Consider the following 18,323-nt stretch of genomic DNA (forward strand, 5'->3'; position numbering starts at 1 on the left):
TTCATAGTACTCCTAGCAGATTATTGATAAATTTTTTAATATTATTTTATATCTATTCTTAATAATTTGGCATAACAAGTACTGAAGAACCATAATTATTTAATAATATCATTTTTTGCACTACCAATAAAACTCTGAGTCAAGCAAATCCAACGCTTTTTGGCATTGTGGACAAACAATACACGTCTAGATGAGATGGACAATTCCACTTTTTTGCGTTCCTCACACCTGGAACTTGTAACAATCGACTTGCTTTTTAAATTTGGATGTGATAATTTCTGCTTGTAGTTTATTCAACGGTTATTCGACCAATTTACCGTAAGTGTATAAACAAATACTATAGCTAAGAGACTTCCCAATAAAAAATATCCAACTATCGATTGTGAGACTACCCCACAAGATTGAATGATTTATTCCTTGAAAATCCCTAATTAGCGGTAAAAACGAGAGTGCTGGAGTTGACCTCTAGACTCTCATTCTTATCTTTTCTTTAATAAAAGGAGTAATAAAAAAGTTGTTGAATCAGTTCAAGAAGTTCTTGTTTTTATTGCCACAACGCTCAGTCAAGTCCCTTAGTGCCTTACTGGTTGCTAGTTCCTGGCTAGGTTTGGTGATTTCTGGCTGCGCTCCAAAGAACTCTGCAAATACTAACACTGCCCAAAATATCAGTAACCAAACTCAAGAGAAAACCAGTTTGATTCGCCTGGGATACCAAAAGGGAGGTGTGGTACCAATTGCCCGTCAACGAGGAGAGTTAGAAAAGAGGCTTGCGGCTGAAAATATCAAAGCTGAATGGGCTGGCCCCTTTGACCGATGTGCTACCTTACTCCAAGCAATTAGTGCTAATCAAGCCGATATAGGCGGGTGCGGGGACATTCCTGGGTTGTCAGCGATCGCCGCCGGTCAGGAGCTTTGCATTGGGGCTGTCCAGCGTCCCAGACCGGAATCATTGAGCAGTGCGATCGTAGTGCGTGGCGACTCTTCTATCCGTAAGCCTGCTGACCTCTTAGGTAAAAAAGTTGCTGTCAATCAGGCTGGTGCAGGTGAATACCTGTTATTAAAAGTATTGGAAAAAGAGAATATTTCTAAAGAGAAAGTTCAGCGTGTCTTCTTAGCTCCAAATGATGCTGCACCCGCCCTCTACCAAGGAACTGTGGACGCTTGGGCAGTTTGGGATCCCTATATCTCAATTGCCGAATTAGAGCATGGTGCTAGGAGAATTCCCACAACCCATCCAGCGCCCACCTACAGTGTAATGCTTGTGCGTAATGAGGCTGCGGCTAAATCTCCAGAGGCGGTGAAAGCAGCTTTCAAGGGTTTAGGCGAGGAATACGATTGGTTGAATGTAAATACGGCAAAATCAGCCGAATTTTTGGTTAAGGACATCAAAATCTCCCCAGCCGTAGCCAAGCGGGTTACTGAGAATCAAGGGCCACAGCTACTCGCCACACCTAATGCTGATGATGTTGTCAAAATTCAGAAGACGGCTGACTGGATGCTGGAGCAAAAAATTCTCCCGAAAAGGGTAGATGTTGCTGCTACTATCTGCCCCACCGCTAAGTAGGAGTAGGGAAGCAGGGGGACAAGGGGGACAACCATGCCCAATGCCCAAATAAAGTTTGTAATTTTTGAGGTGATGCACTACTATGCCGATTGAATTTATTGGGATGATTGGAACGCGACAAATATCTGAATTAGATGGGCCGACAATTTCGATCACGGGCGGTTCGATAGATTCCGCCTATGTCCGCAAGTTTGCTAAGGCACATGAGGATGGTGGCTTTGATCGGGTACTAGTTGGTTATGGTTCAACTGGCCCCGATGGCTTAACTGTGGCTTCTTTCGCAGCGGCTGCAACAGAACGGTTGAAGTTTTTAATCGCCCACCGCCCTGGTTTCGTGGCTCCTACACTCTTCGCACGCAAGACAGCAACTTTGGATCATTTTACTAATGGTCGCATTGCCGTACACATTATTACAGGTGGCAGCGATGCCGAACAGCAACGCGATGGTGATTGGCTTGACCACGATACTCGCTATCGCCGTACAGATGAGTATCTCGACATCGTGCGCCGAGTGTGGACGAGTGATACTCCCTTCGACTATGAGGGCGAATTCTACCGGGTGAAAGATGCTTACTCAGATGTGAAGCCTTTACAACAACCCCACATACCCCTGTACTTTGGCGGTGCTTCTGGTGCAGCAGTACCTGTGGGTGCAAAGCATAGTGATGTCTACGCTATGTGGGGAGAACCGATTGCGGCAGTTAAGGAACGGATACGTGAAGTAAAAGCCGTAACACCACCGGGGCGATCGCCAGGGTTTAGTGTCTCGTTGCGACCGATTCTAGGTGATACTGAGAAAAAGGCTTGGGAACGGGCGCACTCAATTCTATCGCGTGTTAAGGAAATTCGGGCTGCAAAAACCGAAAATCAGCTACCAATAACTCCCTACTTTAATTCAGAACGTCCGCAAGCAGTGGGTTCCAATCGTTTGTTACAGTTTGCCCAAGAAAGCGAAATTTTCGATAAGCGCTTGTGGACGCCAATTGCTGCCGTTACTGGTGCTTATGGTAACACTACAGCCCTAGTTGGGACACCGGAGCAAGTAGCAGAGTCCCTTGTGGATTACTATGAAGCGGGGGTAACTACTTTATTGATTCGGGGATTTGATCCCTTAGAAGATGCGATCGCTTATGGTCGTGATGTGATTCCCCTAGTCCGGGCAGAAGTGCAACGGCGGGAGCGACAAGCAACTGTTGTTGCTTAAGGACTTTCAAATAAAAAACAAATAAAAAAATATTCAACTACTTCTTGTGGGATAGTCAGAAAAGTCGCTTGTAGCCAAAGGCGCTCATGTTGGCCACTCCACAAGATTGAATAATTTATTTGTTGGAAATCCCTTAGATCAAGATTGGATGATTGATTTTTTGATAGTCCCTTAATAACTGTATTCGTAAGGAATATCATTCATGACCAAAGTATTGATTCTCGATGCCAATCAACAACCCTTATATCCAGTACGCATCAGCCGTGCTAGGCTGCTATTGTCACAAGGTAAAGCTACCGTATTTCAGCGATATCCCTTTACTATCATTCTGAAAGAGTCTCTTTCTCGTCTAAAACTTGAGCAACTTGGCTTCAAGCTTCACCCTGACATTAAAGTAATTCATAATTCGTAATTTAATTATTAGCTACGAATTAGGAATTAGGAATTAGTAAATGTTAGTTGCCTCCCAAACCGAGGAATATAAATGACGAACCACACCATCTTAGAACCATTACCAGAAGACCAATGGTTTATTGAGAGCCAGGAACTACGATCCTTTGTAGCAACAGTGCGTGAAATTAGCGCTAGCACTGCTGACGATCGCACCCAAACTCTAGCTAGATTAGAACCCTATTTTCAAGAACTGCTTGCCCAACAGGAATGGCTCCCGGAAAAGTTTGCTCAAATCAATCCCGAAAGCAAAATGGGCGGCGGTATTGGCCAGTGGCTGCTTTATCGCGCCAAGGACCGTTCCCTCTCAGTCTTCAGCTTGGTGATTCCCCCAGGTTCAACAACTCCTGTCCACGACCATTTGGCTTGGGGATTGATTGGTTTATACAAAGGCAATCAAGAAGAAACAGTCTATCACCGTGTAGATAAGGATGACGCCGAAGGACACGCACAATTACAAGTAACTGAAGTGCGATCGGTTCAACCAGGGGATATCTACCGCCTCTTACCCCCAGATGGTGATATCCACGCCGTTAAAAGCACATCCCAGAGCGCATCTGTATCTATTCATCTTCTAGGTAATGATACTGGCTGCATCTTGCGTCACCAGTTCATCCCAGAATCTCATAGCGTCAAGTCCTTTCGCTCTGGATATTCCAACGCTCCCTGTAAAGAGGAAGAGGAAAAAGAACATGCCCAAGTCCGATAGACTACAACCCCCTATATTCGAGCGAGTTGAAGACGAACGCCTGCACCGTAAGCAACGCCTAGCCGCTGCTTTTCGCCTGTTTGGTAAGTTTGGGTTCAGCGAGGGAATCGCCGGCCATATTACAGCTCGTGATCCGGAGTTTACAGACCATTTCTGGGTCAATCCATTTGGAACATACTTCGGTCATATCCGAGTCTCTGACCTGATCTTAGTTAACAAAGAAGGTGAGGTGGTTAAAGGCGATGCTGAGGTGAATCAAGCGGCTTTCGCCATCCATTCTCAGATTCATGAAGCTCGACCTGATGTCATAGCAGCGGCTCACGCCCATTCACTTTATGGTAAAGCCTGGTCTAGTTTAGGTCGTCTCCTTGACCCCTTAACTCAAGATTCCTGTGCTTTTTATGAAGACCATGCCTTATTTGATGATTTCACAGGTGTGGTTTTAGAACTTTCTGAAGGTCAGCGACTGGCGCAAACTTTGGGCGCAAATAAAGCCATAATCCTGCGTAACCACAGCATTTTAACTGTGGGACATACGGTAGATGAAGCTGCCTTTTGGTACATTAGCTTAGAGCGATCGTGCCAAGCCCAACTACTAGCAGAAGCTGCGGGTAGACCTACTACTATCAAACACGAAACAGCTCGCCTAACGCAAACTCAAGTGGGGTCACATATAAGTGGGTGGTTCAGCTTCCAGCCACTTTACGACAGGATTATCCGTGAAGAACCTGATTTGCTGAATTAATGCTGTGTTTTTTGACACTTAAGCAATAGGCAGGGAAGTATCAATTTACCCTACTTCCTGCTATTTTTAGATCAATTTAACCTAGATTTATCTACATACTCCAGTAAACCTATAAGTTTATAGTATAAATATAGTTCAGAGAAATCATTTTGATGATTCACCTAATTTTTCGCCGCTTAATTACCAAGTGGATATCGTTGATAAAAATCAGGAATATCCCATTTAACAACCAACATAAATTATTCTTTTCTTCTCCTTTGCCAATTGCAGGGGCTTTTGTTGCAGGTCTTTGTCTGAGCGTGCTATTTGCCGCCTGCTCATCGACACCTACTGTTAATTCCCCTAATCCCAGTGCCACATCTGTTAGCAATTCGGCTTCCAATAAAGCAACAATGGTAAGATTTGGCTATCAAAAATCGACCATTTTGCTTAGAACTAAAGGTGTTTTAGAAAAGCGTTTGGCACCAGAAGGGATCACTGTAAAGTGGACTGAATTTCAAGCAGGTCCCCAACTCCTAGAAGCCATGAATGTGGGTAGTATTGACATCGGTCCTGTAGGAGAATCACCGCCAATATTTGCCCAAGCAGCCGGAGCATCACTAACTTACGTTGTTGGTACTGCGGCTACTCCGGCTAGTTCAGCAATTCTTGTTCCTCAAAATTCACAAATTCAAAAACTTACTGACCTCAAAGGTAAAAAAGTTGCCTTTCAAAAAGGCTCTAGCGCTCACTTATTGTTAGTCCAAGCTTTAGAAAAAGCGGGATTGAAATATACTGACATTGAACCTAAATATTTGGCGCCGGCTGATGCCCGCGCTGCATTTGTCAAGGGTAGTGTAGATGCTTGGGTGATTTGGGACCCCTTCTATGCAGCAGCTGAAGAGGCAACTAAAGCCAGAGTCCTAATTGATGGCACAGGAATCAATAAACAGGGAGGATATTATTTGATGACTCGCAAATTTGTCACTGAAAATCCCCAAACTGTCAAGGCAATAGTGGAGGAAATTCAAAATCTAGAAGATTGGTCTAAACAGAATCGAGAAGAGGTAGCAAAAACTCTAGCACCTGTGTTGGGAATTGACGTAGAAACGATGAAAAAAGCAACTAACAGACGGATTTTTGGTCTTGTCCCAATTGACGACAATCTAATAAATCTCCAACAAGGTGTTGCGGATACATATTATAAATTGAAGTTAATTCCCAAAGAGGTAAATGTCAAGGATGCAGTGTTGACAAAAGAAGAATATGCTGCCTTTTCACCAAAAATTTAAACTAGTACAATGAGTAAGCTATAGGGGCACACATCTGTGTGCCCCTATAAATGCCTAGTTACTAGTCTCCAACTAGGAATGGCTCTGCCTCGTATTCAAGTGGCAGCAGCCCAATAAAGAGCATTTCCTTCTTAGACCTGGAAACAAGATTTTAAACCTTAAATTGATACTAAAGTCTTTTATTCAACTGACAATTTTTGAAATGTAAATCTTGGAATTGATTATGACTAATCCTACAGAACTACTGCGATCGCGCTACGGTGAAATTCCCTTCAATCCCGAAATTGAATGGAATGATTCCCTGACAGCACTACTATCTCACCGTTCAATCCGGTCTTATTTATCTGATCCTTTACCACCAGGAACTCTGGAGTTACTAATTGCAGCCGCCCAATCTGCATCAACTTCCTCTAATTTGCAAACCTGGAGTGTGGTAGCAGTCGAAGATCAACAGCGCAAAGAGGAGTTATCCAAGCTAGCAGGAAACCAAGCACATATTAAACAGGTTCCTTTATTCTTGGTTTGGTTAGCAGACTTGGCGCGTCTAAGCTACGTAGCCGATAGTCGTGGCATCTCTCATGATGCGCTGGAATACTTGGAAATGTTTGTAATGGCAACAATTGATGCAACCTTGGCGGCGCAAAACGCAGCAGTCGCAGCGGAATCACTCGGTTTGGGAACAGTATATATTGGCGGAATCAGGAACCGCCCGCAAGAGGTAGCAGAGATATTGAATTTGCCCTCCTCTGTGTATGCTGTATTTGGGCTGTGTGTCGGCTATGCGAATCCAGAGGTAGAAGCAGCGATTAAGCCAAGGTTGCCCCAGTCAGCGGTGCTGCACCGTGAAACTTATAAATTGGCAGATCAAGAAGAAGCGATCGCTCACTATAACAATATCATCAAAGACTTCTATACTGAACAAAAGATGAATATCCCTGGTGATTGGTCAGAACACTCAGCCCAACGGATCGCAACTGTCGAGTCATTGAAGGGACGCGATCGCTTGCGTGAAGTTCTCAATCACCTCGGCTTCAAGTTACTGTAAACAAGAAGAATCAAGATTATGGATTTGCAACTCCGTGGCAAAGTCGCCTTAGTGACAGCTGCTAGTAAAGGTTTAGGCAAAGCTACAGCAAGGCAATTTGCCCGTGAGGGTGCAAAAATTGCCATCTGCGCCCGCAGTGAGTTAATTGACAAAACAGCTGCGGAAATTGAAAGCAAAACAGGTACAGAAGTGCTATCTCTGCGTGCAGACGTTACTAGTCAAGCAGATATTGAGCTAGTGATTAATGCCACAGTAGAGAAATTCGGCGGGTTGGATATCTTAGTTACCAACGCCGGAGGCCCACCCGCTGGCACTTTTGACGATATCGATTTGGCAACTTGGGAAACTTCGATCAACTTGACTTTGCTGAGTGCGGTACGCTTGGTGAAGTTCGCTTTACCTTACTTACGCCAATCTACAGCACCAGCGATTCTGACCATCACCTCAACCTCAACTAAACAACCAGCCCAAAATCTGGTGTTGTCTAATTCGATTCGATTAGCGGTGATTGGTTTAACGAAAACTCTCAGCCAAGAACTCGGTAGCGATAAAATTCGCGTCAACAGCATCTTACCAGGCTGGACATATACAGAACGAGTAGAAGAATTAATCAACGCCCGCATTGCTAAAAGTGGTGAAACGAAAGCAGCAGAAATTGCTAGAGTCAATGGGACAGTTCCTTTAGGTCGTATAGGGACACCAGAAGAGTTTGCCAATGTCGCGGTATTTCTGAGTTCACCAGCCGCCTCATTTGTAAATGGGGTCATGCTGCAAGTAGATGGCGGAATTATTCAAGGAACATTTTGAGGAGTTTGACAACAGAACCAGACCATCGAAAAAATTTTTTTGTCCGTATCAGCAGCAAATTGATCAATCTTTTCCAAAGAGTCAAAAAATTCGACATCTGCTAAAATCGGTTTTCCAATAAATCGAGGTGATTTAAATGCTTCCAGCCTAGTTACCATAATTCCCTCTATTTGATGATCCACTAATTAATCGTAATTTAAGCAATGATTTGCGTCAGTTTAATGAACTAACGATAATTTTGATAACTCTATACCTATGGCGCAAGTCTTGGGCACAAAAAAACCATAAGGTAGTTACGTAACCACGGCTTAAAAGCCGTGGAATATGCCAAAAGGCATATTAGCTCAGAGCGATCGCGCCAAGCACAAATACTGACAGAAGCTATGGGTAAAACCAATGCTATCAAATACTCAAAACAAGGAAACAGTTCCTCTTTTCGGATTTCTAAATAAATCTTAACAACTTATTAAAATTCAAATTTTTTGTAGATACTCAGGTGGAACATGATCCACTAACCAAACACCATTAGCAGAACAATAGAAAATGTAACCCGCCTGATGCATTGCCGCAGCATATACAACAAAAACTACTGCTTTTCCATGTCTTATACCAACAGTTTGTGCTGTTGCAATATCCTTCGATAAATGGACATGATGTCGTAACATTTTGCAAAGTCCTGTTTGCATAATAGCTTTTACAGATTTGTGTCCCGTGCCGTGATAAAGCTCATCTGGGGGAACAACAGATTCTAATTGTAAATCGACTTTTATACTATGTCCTTGGTTCGCACGAATCAGAGTCCCTGTAGAATCAAAAGAAAACCGTTGTTTCTCGTTGGATTCAACTACCGCCTCTAATTCCTGACGGTTAATCGGAAACTTGTTTTTAGCACAAGCAGTAAGTAGTTCATCAACAGCAACCCAACCAGCAGGAGCAAGTTTAATTCCAATTGCATCCGGTGTATGTCGCAGATATTTACTGAGATATTTGCTGATTTTGACGAGGCGAGAATCACTCATTTGATTGTGTTTGTCATCTTTATACTACAATTATAGCTGTTTATGTTACGTAAAATTTCATTGATGGTTTGACTGTGTGGCAATTGCCAGAATTTGTCTTCCCATCATGGCTAACGCCACTCCAATCATCACCATGAGTGTCACCTTGCCACCAGGAACGAGTGATTGATTTATACTATCTGAGTTTTCTTGTTCTTGACGTTGCTTCCAACTCATTAACGCTGGAATAATTCCACCGAGAACTGAGATACCAAATGTTCCAGTGTAATCTAGGGCAGTAAAAAAGATGGTGGGATTGAGTGTGCCCAGAGTCATAGGAGGGAAAAGAACCAGCGAATAGAGGGATAGGCGACTAGAAAGTTTGCCCTGTGTAATTAGGAAAATATCTTTGAACACATTCAGCAACCCGTATACAAATCCAATAAATGATGTGGCGATCGCAAACTCTGAAAAAATGGATACTAGCACTCCTAACCATTCCCCTACACCACCTGTTCGGAGAATTTGTAACGGGTCAAAAATAGTTGTACCATCAGATGTGTCATGTACGATATCAGGACTGATGCTTCCTAAAATTACGGCATTCCACGCCAAGAACATAATTAGAGGAATCACAGAACCAATAAAGATAGACTGACGAATTTTGTGGGCATCCCCTTCGAGTTGCGTCACAACCAGTGGCACAACGTTTTGGAAAAATAGCGCCACAGACATTACTGAAATAGCACTACCAAGGGCACTCCAATTCTGAAATAATAGTTGGGCACTCTGAATGTGCCCTCCTACCAGAAACAATAGTCCCAAAAAGGAAACAATAACAATTCCGACAAAGGCGCTGTTTAATTTCTCAATAAACTTTTCTCGCCCAAGATACATAATGCCACCAAATAAGAGCGTGAAAGTCGTTGTACCCACCCACTTTGGCAATATCTGCACACCCCAAACTTTTGCCGCCGCAGATCCTAAAATCTCTCCACCTTCAGCGATGTATGCCACTAAGAGAGCATAATGCATGAATAAATATGCGCCGCCAGCAATTCGCCCTCCCAGCTTACCAAGGATCTTCTCAACAACTCCCAAAAAACCTATACTCGGACACCCTTCTGTTCGCATCGTGTTTAAGATCACTTCTGCAACCAATAACCCTGAAACTAAAGCGTAGAGCCAAACAGCAATCAGCCCAGATGTGGATGGCACAATACCAGACGGCAGGGTAACAGCTGGTAAGGCGAGAATCCCAGCCCCAATGGTGGTTCCCGCAATCAATGCAGTACTTCCCAATACGCTACCCGGTTGATGATTAAGTTTCTTTCCATCAAATTCGAGATGAGAAAACAATCGAGTGATTTGCTCTGAATCTTTGAGAACAGTCTTTATGGCAACCATACTGAATATCTGTACTTAAACAAAATTAACAATATTAACATGTGTAAATATTCTTCGCAAAAACCCTGATGTTCCTGCTTTTTTAACCAAATTTTTGTGGTAAGTAAGCGTAGGCGTAGCCCGTCGTAGACATCGCTACTTGATCATTACACATAAATTATGAAGTCTAAATGTCACTTATAGCACTTGATTAAATTTTACTTTGGGCAAATGCATCCGTGCGATCGCGCCCTCTCCCCTAATGCCGTAGCCAATCGCCCCAAACCATCTAACCCCCCAAGAATATCAAGAGCTTTGCTGACATTGGCTATTGGATTGACACTGGTGGCGTTGGTTGTAAACCTTGTGCCAAGATTCGCTGTCTGAGCAATTTGTTAGAAAAGCCAGTATAAAGGGAACACTTCAAACAAGACCCTCTGCTGAAGAATGATTGTTATTTATTTAACAGATTATCGGGTTTTAGTAAGGACAAATTAAAACTCCTTTGACACAATAGTACAGAAACACGGAGGTATCTAATATTCTTATATCTCTGTACATAGGAATAAACAAAAAACTAGTATAAAAATAGTCAGGTAAATTACCAAGACGCTATGAACATCAACAACCCTTTGCAGACAATACAAACAAGTTTCCATACGGCTTTAGGCGCTGTTAGCGAATTTACTGCTCTACTTCAAGAACCCCAAAAACTCACAAATTACCTTACCCAAATACAACAAAAACCGGATCAATTGTTCCAAGATTTAGCGGTAAAAGGCAAAAATATGGAACAAGATATGACTAGTTTTTTCAAAAACTACTTTTATGGAGGTGATAACAAATCACCATACCCCAAATATATAGAACGAGCAGATGGACAGGCGTTTAATCAACCCTACGATATTAAAGGGACAAAAATGTACGGTTTTGTCGTTGAAGGTTGAATGGCAAAGTTACAAGAGGTGTGTGATAAATATCTCAATGATCCCAATAACGGGGAGATTGAATATCGCCCAGCGACGAACTATCTTATCTTGACGTTCAACAAGATAGATTCTTTAAGTTCTATCTATCCTCCCGATTATGACAAAGGAATTGTGCATGAAGAAGAAGCCATCTTTTGGATGTTAACAGTGGTAGGTAAAAGAGTCGGCCCTTTATTCATTGCCGAACGCCTAGCTTGGTTCATGCCTTACTTGTACGTGAATAATTGTCCGATCCTAGTTTCTGGTAGAGAAGTCTACGGCTTCTTTAAACAACTTGGCACATTTCAGATTCCTGACTTAAATCAAGAACCGGATTTATTAACGGTAGACACCTTAGTATTTAAAGAATTTTCTCCGACAAGTCAATCTCTAGATGCACGCCTGCTGGAAGTTCAACGCATCAGTACAGGAGGTAAACATCAAGCTATCAAAACATGGGACACTTTTGAAGAAGCAACAACAGCGATCGCTAGCTTATTATTTAACAATAACAAGATTGCCATTCCTGGCTTACAGTTACCCTTTAATCTCCTTGAATATCTCCTAAACAGAATCGTCCCTCTCGTTACCCTAAAACAAATCCGCGACGTAGAAAACAGCAAAAAAGCCTGCTATCAAGCACTGATTGAATCCCCCATGCAACTACAAACCTTCTATGGCGGTAAACTCTTTGGCTTTAATGGTTTTGGCGATCAATTTCAATTAAAAATCAATAATTTCGCTAGTCAACCAATCGTCCAAGACTTAGGACTAGACAAAGGTTATCCCGCAGGTAGCGAATCAGTAAATATCCCAGTAAAGCTTGGTTTCGTCCTGCATTTCGACTTCACTCTCAAAGATGGAAAAGCCGTTTGGCAAGCACCACAAAAAAATTAGTGAGTGCTGTGAGCAGATAGCTAAAGTTTAGTCCGTACTGAGTAAATTATCTCTCCTACCTTCTGCTTCCTTCTTTACCCTTACTACGCAAAGGAAAATAAATATGTCTGAAATTTTTAAGCCAAAAAAAATCGCTATCTTAGGCGGTGGAATCGCATCATTAACCACCGCTTATGAATTAACCAGTCAACCAGAGTGGGATAGTCTCTACGACATTACTATTTATCAAACAGGTTGGCGTTTAGGTGGTAAATGTGCAACTGGACGCAATATCAAACCTCATGCACCTGATTATCAACCAGACTACCGCATCGAAGAACATGGACTGCACATTTTTTTTGGATTCTACGAAAATGCCTTTCGTCTACTCAAGCAATGCTACGACGAAGTTGGTGGCAACGGGCCTTTCAGTACCATAGAAGACGCATTCAAACCCCACAGTTTTATCGTCTTAGAAGAATACATTAATCAAAATTGGGTAACTCTGCCTTTTAACTTCCCTACCAATTCTCTAGTTCCTTGGGAAGGTGGCGGTATTTCTTCTCTTTGGGAATATATTTGCACCACCATCAAATTCGTAATTCAGACTTACGCCGAAATTGAGAATTACGACCAGTTCAATCTTTACAAAAGTTCCTCAGTATCTCTTGCCAAACAAATAGCATTAGGCAAAGAGGTAATTCATTTTCGTTCCCTAGACAGTTTAGATGAGTACAACTACATAGACTGGCTACGAAAACACGGAGCTAGGGAATCAAGTGTTAAATCAGCATTTATTCGCGTTTTATACGATTTAGTGTATGGTTTTCCAGAAGGCAATACCAATAAACCACAACTAGCAGCAGGAACAGCTATCCGTATCCTCACCACGATGTTGTTCAAATACAATGGCGCAATCATGTGGAAAATGCAATCAGGGATGGCGGAGGTAGTCATCACTCCACTATATGAAGTGCTAAAGCGTCGCGGTGTAAAATTTAAGTTCTTCCATGTTGCCAAGCAGTTGCACTTGGATAAAGATCAACAATCAATTGCAAGTATAACTTTAGCTCGCCAAGTAAATTTAAAAAACCCAGAGCAAGAATATCAACCACTCATCAAAGTTAAAGACATTCGTTGCTGGCCTAGTGAACCTCTTTATGATCAGATTGTCGATGAAGAAGCCCAAAAACTCCAAGATAAAGAAATTAACCTTGAATCATATTGGACACCTTGGCAGAATGTAGAAAAAATTACCCTTACCAAAGGCGATGATTTCGATATTGTCTTGCTGGGAATTCCTATAGCCGCCTTACCCTCTATTTGCGGTGAATTGCTCCATGCCAAAAAAAATCCAGTGCATCAAAAATGGCAGGATATGTTAACTCAAGTTAAGACAGTAACTACTCAAGGCGGACAAATATGGCTTAAGCCTACCTTACGACAATTGGGATGGCAAAAATCTAGTCATGTGCTAGGAGCTTATATTGAACCGCTTGATGTTTACGCAGATATGAGCGAATTAATAGTACGAGAAAATTGGCCTTCTCAGCATTATCCTTACAGTGTAGCTTATTTCACCGGCGTAATTGCAGATCCAGGTATTCCTCCACACACAGAATATGATTTTCCAGCTAAAGCCCAAAAAGTAGTAGAGCAACAAGCAATTTACTTCCTCAACAATTACATCGGACACCTTTGGGCTAATCCTACTCACCCCAAAAATCCCCAAGGTTTGAATTGGGATTTACTAGTAGATTTTCAAAACCGTCAGGGAGTAGAACGCTTTAAAGCTCAATACTGGCGAATTAACATTAACCCATCAGAACGCTATGTACTTTCTGTACCTGGAAGTACCAAATATCGACTTAAAACTGATGAATCTGGGTTTGATAACCTTTACCTAACTGGCGACTGGATTAACAACGGTTACAATTCTGGTTGCGTGGAAGCTACAGTAATGTCTGCAATGCAAGCAACACGAGCTATTCTACACCAATGCTTCCATATAAAATACACCAAAAAAATTATTGGTGAGTGGGATTCTTGGTTATAAAATATATTCAAATTAATGAAGTGCATTTTGAAAAACTCAACAAAAATTATGATTATTTAGGTTGCCAAAACCTAGATTATTTGATGGTTCTATACATTTTTAAAGTTTCTTAACCGACTTTAAAAATATATTTATTAGATAAATAATAGAATCATCATTTACCCAACTTTAAAAATTGCTTCAATTATTAATATAACAAATGATTACATTATCTAATTACCAAATTATAGAATTAATTTATGAAGGAACCAAAACTACAGTTTATCGAGCCAGTAGAAATCAAGATAGTAAACTAGTAGTTATTAAACTTTTAAAAACAGAATACCCTGAGCTAAAACATACAGCGGCATTAAAACATGAATATGAACTGCTCAAAAATTTAGATATCCCAGGAGTTATTAAAGCTCATAGCCTAGAAAAATACAACAATGGTTTTGCCATTGTGTTAGAAAATTTTGATGGTACTTCGCTCTCCAAAATTATCCAGGCAGAAAAAATAGAGTTACTTGATTTTCTCAATATAGGTATTCAAATTACCCAAGCTTTAGGTGAATTACACCATACTGGTTTAGGATTATCAATCAGTTATCAAATCGTAGTAGACAAACATCACGGTACAATAGAGTGCATTTCTGCACCTGGACAGGGCGCAGAGTTTATCATTCAAATTCCCTGTTCGCAAAAGCGGGTAATCTAGCATAAGATGTGTCAACCAAAAATTTATGCACAGATTAATATTTCTAGGTTATGACCATTGGATCGTAAAAATATAAACCACGTTCTCCTTTCTGGGTTAACACAGACTTGATGAATTGGGCATATAGCAATCCTATCTGAGTTGTGAAAAATGTAGATAATGAAACGAACCGCCAAGGACGAGCCAGTGCGTTGGGCGGCTGTGCCGACTTGAAGCAACTGGCGTGCCAAGGACGCAAAGGGAAGAAAGAAGAAAGAGACATATAATTTTCACAAATGATTTAGGACTGCCATAGCACACTCGGTTCAATACAATCCTAGAGAAAACAATTTACCAACTTGCGCCAAATCTACATTCCCACCGCTGATAATCACACCAATCCTCGCCTCTGGTGCTGTCACCACACCTTCGAGTAAGGCTGCGGCTGCGAGTACTCCGGTGGGTTCAACTACAATTTTCAGACGTTCCCACAAGAAAAACATGGTGCGAAGAATTGCTTCTTCAGATACTGTCACCATATCATCGACGTAATGCAGCACTAAGGGGAAAGTAATTTGACCAAGGCTAGGAGTCCGCGCACCATCGGCGATGGTATCAGGATTGTTGACAGTTTGCAGCGTTTTGGTGTGAAAGGAGCGCGTAGCATCGTCGGCAAGTGCTGGTTCTACCCCGATTACTTTACAATTGGGTAAAAGTGCTTTGGCTGCGATCGCACACCCAGAAAGTAATCCGCCACCGCCACAACAAACTAATAGTAAGTCCAATTGACCAACTTCTTGGATCAATTCTAGAGCAGTTGTCCCCTGTCCGGCGACTACATGGGGATGATCGTAAGGGGGTATGAGTGTCAAAGAGCGCTCCTGTGCTAGATTTTGGGCTAATTCTTCCCGGTTTGTTTCTTGGCGATTGTACAAAATTACCTCTGCACCATAGCCACGAGTCGCAGTTTGTTTGACGGCAGGAGCATCATCAGGCATGACAATGGTGGTGGGAATATTTAGTAATTGTCCAGCCAAGGCGATCGCTTGGGCATGATTTCCCGATGAATAGGTGAGAACGCCTGTTTGTTTTTCTGCTACCGATAGTTGGGCTAGGGCATTGTACGCCCCTCTAAATTTAAATGCCCCGGTGCGTTGAAAGTTTTCGCACTTAAAGAACACTTGACTATTGGTGCGATCGTTAACGATTCTAGAAGTCAGCACAGGTGTGCGGTGGGCAATCCCCAAAATCCGCTTTTGTGCTGCTTGCACGTCAGTTATAGCAACGGAATTATGCTGTAGCATTGATTTTGATATATATGCTTTTAACGTTAGGCAGAAATACCTGGGGCATAAAAATAAGTTAAAAACTATAGATAAAAAGTTTTGTGACTTACGTATAAACGTTTGTATGTTCAGGTAGTGGTGTATGAATAACTATGTTTAACAGGAACGCCTATAGGAGAATCTGCAATCTCTAGTGGAGTCTTCATAATAAACTAAAAAAGCGGGTTTTTAGAAGTTAGTAGTACTAAGTAGATTTTCATAAATTACTTTAGAGATTTTGACATTTATTTCATTTATTGCCTACGAAATGTTTTAATAACTATTTAAGTATAGCTATTATTTATTACTATCTTTTGGATGCCTAATTTCCTCACTTTAGTAAGATTTACATTCCCTATCTTAACTGTTATTATATTTATGAAATAGAAATTCCATCGGACGTAATGAGGTAAGTAATGGCGATTAAATTGAAAGTTCCGGATATCAAAGGTGATGAGTGCGCCAAGAAAATAACTAAATCTATTTTGACTATGGAATCTGATGCCAAAGTAGATGTGGACGTTAATGCAAAAACTGTAACTGTAGATGCTGCGGCTTCTGAAGAGACAATTAAACAGATAGTTCAATCTGCTGGTTATACAATAGAAGGCTATTAACTACATTTCTAAATTTCTGAGAAGATTTAGATCAAGTAATTTAGCCAGCACTATTGCTTATACCAATTCTTTGTGAAACTCCACAAAATCGGGCTTGGTAAGACAAGGGGCTTAAGCCCCTTGTTCTATGTAACCTCATAGATAATTGGTATTAGTCATATATTCGCCCGGTTTCCGGGTGGAATATTATTAATTAATCTACTTCAGACAGGCTTGAAATACTTAGCTTTCTGCTTAACTTTTAAGCTGTAACAGATACAGCTGAAGACAGTAAGATTTTGAAAGTATAGCTGTATATTTGTTTGCTCTGACAAAACTGTTAAATTTTCCAGTACTCCTTTTCAAGAACGAATTAACATGGGGTCATAAATTTGACATTCCTGAACCCCATAATTGCCCAAAATCAAGCTAACCTGCTCAAGCTCATTGTCTGTACCACTAACGATGAGTATGTAATTGCCTTGAGCAATTTGCTCGTTGTAAAAGCGTGCCCACTCATCTCCTATTCCTAGCCTGATAGCGTCAAAGCGCTCGCTTAAATTAACGTCTATTGACCCAATAAATTGAGAAAAGTCTTTAATAATTAAGGAAATCTGGTTTGCTGGAAAACCTGCGACATACATCTCATTAATTGCCGCTTCAGCATTATCTATATTATCAAAGTAACTAATAGCATACTTAGTCAAAATCCCACTTTTATTAGGAATAGTAGTAGCAGTTGTTGTGGTTAAATAATTTGTAGGTAATTGCTCACTGTTGAAATGCTCGTAAATGCCAAACTCTTCAATACCCCAACGCTGTAAAATTGCTTCTACTGTAGCAATTTCCAAAGATGTACAATCCACGATTATTAAATAATGTCCATACTCTACTCGCTGGTTATATGCTCTAGCTTGTTCTTCCGATATTCCCCAACCAACTAATGCACCAGCAAAAGTTCCAGTAGCAGCACCAATACTTGCGCCAACAAGGGTTGTAACCAAAGCAGTTGCGGCTGCCCCAGCCAGCATTATTGGCCCAACTCCAGGAATTGCTAAAGTACCAAGACCTACTAATAAACCAGTCAACCCACCAACAGCGCCCCCTGAAAGCCCTCCTACTGTAGCACCTTCGTCGGCTTTATCACCAGTGCGCTCTTTAATTTGATCATCGGCAATCTCATGGTTGCGGTCTACATTCTGTACAACTACAGATACTTTTTCCATCGCCAAGCCAGAATCTCTCAACTCATGTAGTGCCTGTTCTGCATCTCGACGATGAGTAAATACGCCTACAGCACGTTGATATTGACTTAAAACCATTATTACTCCTTGATAACAGGGGAAAATTAATTCCGCACAAATCTAGTTTTTCATTACCTGTAATCTTAAATCAATACCTTTGACACAAACTGCTAAAACATCAGTTTCTCCTGCCATGCTTGGCAACTTTTACCCCTGCTGCTGCGGCAACAAAAGCAACAGCAGTAGAAATATTAAAAGTTAAAGCCCCATTAGCTCCGTTAACGAGTCTTTGATACTCGTGAATGAGGCTTTTAGCTCCGTTAACGAGTCTTTGATACTCGTGAATGAGTCTTTTAGCTCCGTTAACGAGTCTTTGATACTCGTGAATGAGTCTTTTAGCTCC

General features: G+C 41.5%; 18 protein-coding genes and 1 pseudogene. 13 read left to right on the top strand and 6 right to left on the bottom strand.

Annotation, left to right across the window (positions count from 1 at the left end; genetic code table 11):
- Positions 1–517: 517 nt before the first annotated feature.
- The 8 genes from V7K35_RS26180 (at position 518) to V7K35_RS26215 (ending at position 7,795) form a co-directional block, all read left to right on the top strand.
- Positions 518–1,564, top strand: coding sequence for an aliphatic sulfonate ABC transporter substrate-binding protein (locus tag V7K35_RS26180; protein WP_335083018.1), 1,047 nt, complete (start codon positions 518–520; stop codon positions 1,562–1,564).
- 82 nt (positions 1,565–1,646) lie between these two features.
- Positions 1,647–2,768, top strand: coding sequence for an LLM class flavin-dependent oxidoreductase (locus tag V7K35_RS26185; protein ID WP_335083020.1), 1,122 nt, complete (start codon positions 1,647–1,649; stop codon positions 2,766–2,768).
- Positions 2,769–2,970: 202 nt separating this feature from the next.
- Complete coding sequence (locus V7K35_RS26190; protein ID WP_334792829.1) at positions 2,971–3,180, top strand: RRXRR domain-containing protein; 210 nt, start codon at positions 2,971–2,973, stop codon at positions 3,178–3,180.
- A gap of 72 nt (positions 3,181–3,252) precedes the next feature.
- Complete coding sequence (locus V7K35_RS26195; RefSeq protein ID WP_334792828.1) at positions 3,253–3,927, top strand: cysteine dioxygenase family protein; 675 nt, start codon at positions 3,253–3,255, stop codon at positions 3,925–3,927.
- Positions 3,911–4,672: a class II aldolase/adducin family protein gene (locus V7K35_RS26200; protein ID WP_335083022.1), complete on the top strand. Its 762-nt coding sequence runs from the start codon at positions 3,911–3,913 to the stop codon at positions 4,670–4,672. The genes V7K35_RS26195 and V7K35_RS26200 overlap by 17 nt, the downstream gene beginning before the upstream one ends.
- Positions 4,673–4,824: 152 nt before the next feature.
- Positions 4,825–5,943 (top strand): sulfonate ABC transporter substrate-binding protein, encoded by a 1,119-nt coding sequence (locus V7K35_RS26205; RefSeq protein ID WP_335083024.1) that lies wholly within the window; start codon positions 4,825–4,827, stop codon positions 5,941–5,943.
- Positions 5,944–6,166: 223 nt separating this feature from the next.
- Positions 6,167–6,988, top strand: a complete 822-nt coding sequence (locus V7K35_RS26210) for an NADPH-dependent oxidoreductase (protein WP_335083026.1) — start codon at positions 6,167–6,169, stop codon at positions 6,986–6,988.
- Between the two features lie 18 nt (positions 6,989–7,006).
- On the top strand, positions 7,007–7,795 hold the full coding sequence (locus V7K35_RS26215; RefSeq protein ID WP_335083028.1) for an SDR family oxidoreductase: 789 nt from the start codon (positions 7,007–7,009) through the stop codon (positions 7,793–7,795).
- 473 nt (positions 7,796–8,268) lie between these two features.
- Here V7K35_RS26215 and V7K35_RS26220 read toward each other — a convergent pair whose 3' ends face one another.
- Both V7K35_RS26220 and V7K35_RS26225 read right to left on the bottom strand, forming a co-directional pair.
- Positions 8,269–8,814: an RNA 2'-phosphotransferase gene (locus V7K35_RS26220; protein WP_335083030.1), complete on the bottom strand. Its 546-nt coding sequence runs from the start codon at positions 8,812–8,814 to the stop codon at positions 8,269–8,271.
- 57 nt (positions 8,815–8,871) lie between these two features.
- Positions 8,872–10,200 carry an amino acid permease gene (locus tag V7K35_RS26225; RefSeq protein WP_335083032.1) on the bottom strand — a complete coding sequence of 443 codons (1,329 nt, stop codon included), beginning with the start codon at positions 10,198–10,200 and terminating at the stop codon, positions 8,872–8,874.
- A 593-nt stretch (positions 10,201–10,793) separates the two neighbouring features.
- Between V7K35_RS26225 and V7K35_RS26230 the strand changes: the two genes are divergently transcribed.
- The 4 genes from V7K35_RS26230 to V7K35_RS26245 all read left to right on the top strand — a co-directional run bounded on the left by V7K35_RS26230 (position 10,794) and on the right by V7K35_RS26245 (position 14,776).
- Entirely contained in the window at positions 10,794–11,126 is a 333-nt protein-coding gene (locus tag V7K35_RS26230; protein WP_335083034.1) for a hypothetical protein, read from the top strand.
- A complete protein-coding gene (locus V7K35_RS26235) occupies positions 11,127–12,044 on the top strand; it encodes a hypothetical protein (protein WP_335083036.1) in 918 nt (305 codons plus the stop codon).
- A gap of 103 nt (positions 12,045–12,147) precedes the next feature.
- A complete protein-coding gene (locus tag V7K35_RS26240; RefSeq protein ID WP_335083038.1) occupies positions 12,148–14,079 on the top strand; it encodes an NAD(P)-binding protein in 1,932 nt (643 codons plus the stop codon).
- A 199-nt stretch (positions 14,080–14,278) separates the two neighbouring features.
- A complete protein-coding gene (locus V7K35_RS26245; RefSeq protein ID WP_335083040.1) occupies positions 14,279–14,776 on the top strand; it encodes a protein kinase domain-containing protein in 498 nt (165 codons plus the stop codon).
- A 43-nt stretch (positions 14,777–14,819) separates the two neighbouring features.
- On the opposite strand, the gene V7K35_RS26250 is transcribed toward V7K35_RS26245, so the two are convergent.
- Both V7K35_RS26250 and V7K35_RS26255 read right to left on the bottom strand, forming a co-directional pair.
- Entirely contained in the window at positions 14,820–15,038 is a 219-nt protein-coding gene (locus V7K35_RS26250) for a hypothetical protein (RefSeq protein WP_335083042.1), read from the bottom strand.
- A 43-nt stretch (positions 15,039–15,081) separates the two neighbouring features.
- The gene (locus V7K35_RS26255) at positions 15,082–16,059 is read right to left on the bottom strand and encodes a threo-3-hydroxy-L-aspartate ammonia-lyase (RefSeq protein WP_335083044.1); all 978 of its coding nucleotides are present in this window, start codon (positions 16,057–16,059) and stop codon (positions 15,082–15,084) included.
- 437 nt (positions 16,060–16,496) lie between these two features.
- Between V7K35_RS26255 and V7K35_RS26260 the strand changes: the two genes are divergently transcribed.
- Entirely contained in the window at positions 16,497–16,697 is a 201-nt protein-coding gene (locus V7K35_RS26260) for a heavy-metal-associated domain-containing protein (RefSeq protein WP_298916998.1), read from the top strand.
- A 341-nt stretch (positions 16,698–17,038) separates the two neighbouring features.
- On the opposite strand, the gene V7K35_RS26265 is transcribed toward V7K35_RS26260, so the two are convergent.
- Complete coding sequence (locus tag V7K35_RS26265; protein WP_335083046.1) at positions 17,039–17,998, bottom strand: general stress protein; 960 nt, start codon at positions 17,996–17,998, stop codon at positions 17,039–17,041.
- Positions 17,999–18,101: 103 nt separating this feature from the next.
- Positions 18,102–18,197 (bottom strand): annotated as a pseudogene (locus V7K35_RS29835) (hypothetical protein); the annotation flags it as partial.
- Between the last annotated feature and the right edge of the window lie 126 nt (positions 18,198–18,323).

The organism is Nostoc sp. (genome assembly GCF_036917275.1).
Classification (GTDB): domain Bacteria; phylum Cyanobacteriota; class Cyanobacteriia; order Cyanobacteriales; family Nostocaceae; genus Nostoc.

What these genes read in the sequence shown, in the direction of transcription:
- V7K35_RS26185 (WP_335083020.1), top strand. Translation starts at nt 1,647, where the DNA reads ATGCCGATTGAATTTATTGGGATGATTGGAACGCGACAAATATCTGAA.
- V7K35_RS26190 (WP_334792829.1), top strand. Translation starts at nt 2,971, where the DNA reads ATGACCAAAGTATTGATTCTCGATGCCAATCAACAACCCTTATATCCA.
- V7K35_RS26195 (WP_334792828.1), top strand. Translation starts at nt 3,253, where the DNA reads ATGACGAACCACACCATCTTAGAACCATTACCAGAAGACCAATGGTTT.
- V7K35_RS26200 (WP_335083022.1), top strand. Translation starts at nt 3,911, where the DNA reads ATGCCCAAGTCCGATAGACTACAACCCCCTATATTCGAGCGAGTTGAA.
- V7K35_RS26205 (WP_335083024.1), top strand. Translation starts at nt 4,825, where the DNA reads ATGATTCACCTAATTTTTCGCCGCTTAATTACCAAGTGGATATCGTTG.
- V7K35_RS26210 (WP_335083026.1), top strand. Translation starts at nt 6,167, where the DNA reads ATGACTAATCCTACAGAACTACTGCGATCGCGCTACGGTGAAATTCCC.
- V7K35_RS26215 (WP_335083028.1), top strand. Translation starts at nt 7,007, where the DNA reads ATGGATTTGCAACTCCGTGGCAAAGTCGCCTTAGTGACAGCTGCTAGT.
- V7K35_RS26220 (WP_335083030.1), bottom strand. Translation starts at nt 8,814, where the DNA reads ATGAGTGATTCTCGCCTCGTCAAAATCAGCAAATATCTCAGTAAATAT.
- V7K35_RS26225 (WP_335083032.1), bottom strand. Translation starts at nt 10,200, where the DNA reads ATGGTTGCCATAAAGACTGTTCTCAAAGATTCAGAGCAAATCACTCGA.
- V7K35_RS26230 (WP_335083034.1), top strand. Translation starts at nt 10,794, where the DNA reads ATGAACATCAACAACCCTTTGCAGACAATACAAACAAGTTTCCATACG.
- V7K35_RS26235 (WP_335083036.1), top strand. Translation starts at nt 11,127, where the DNA reads ATGGCAAAGTTACAAGAGGTGTGTGATAAATATCTCAATGATCCCAAT.
- V7K35_RS26240 (WP_335083038.1), top strand. Translation starts at nt 12,148, where the DNA reads ATGTCTGAAATTTTTAAGCCAAAAAAAATCGCTATCTTAGGCGGTGGA.
- V7K35_RS26245 (WP_335083040.1), top strand. Translation starts at nt 14,279, where the DNA reads ATGATTACATTATCTAATTACCAAATTATAGAATTAATTTATGAAGGA.
- V7K35_RS26250 (WP_335083042.1), bottom strand. Translation starts at nt 15,038, where the DNA reads ATGTCTCTTTCTTCTTTCTTCCCTTTGCGTCCTTGGCACGCCAGTTGC.
- V7K35_RS26255 (WP_335083044.1), bottom strand. Translation starts at nt 16,059, where the DNA reads ATGCTACAGCATAATTCCGTTGCTATAACTGACGTGCAAGCAGCACAA.
- V7K35_RS26260 (WP_298916998.1), top strand. Translation starts at nt 16,497, where the DNA reads ATGGCGATTAAATTGAAAGTTCCGGATATCAAAGGTGATGAGTGCGCC.
- V7K35_RS26265 (WP_335083046.1), bottom strand. Translation starts at nt 17,998, where the DNA reads ATGGTTTTAAGTCAATATCAACGTGCTGTAGGCGTATTTACTCATCGT.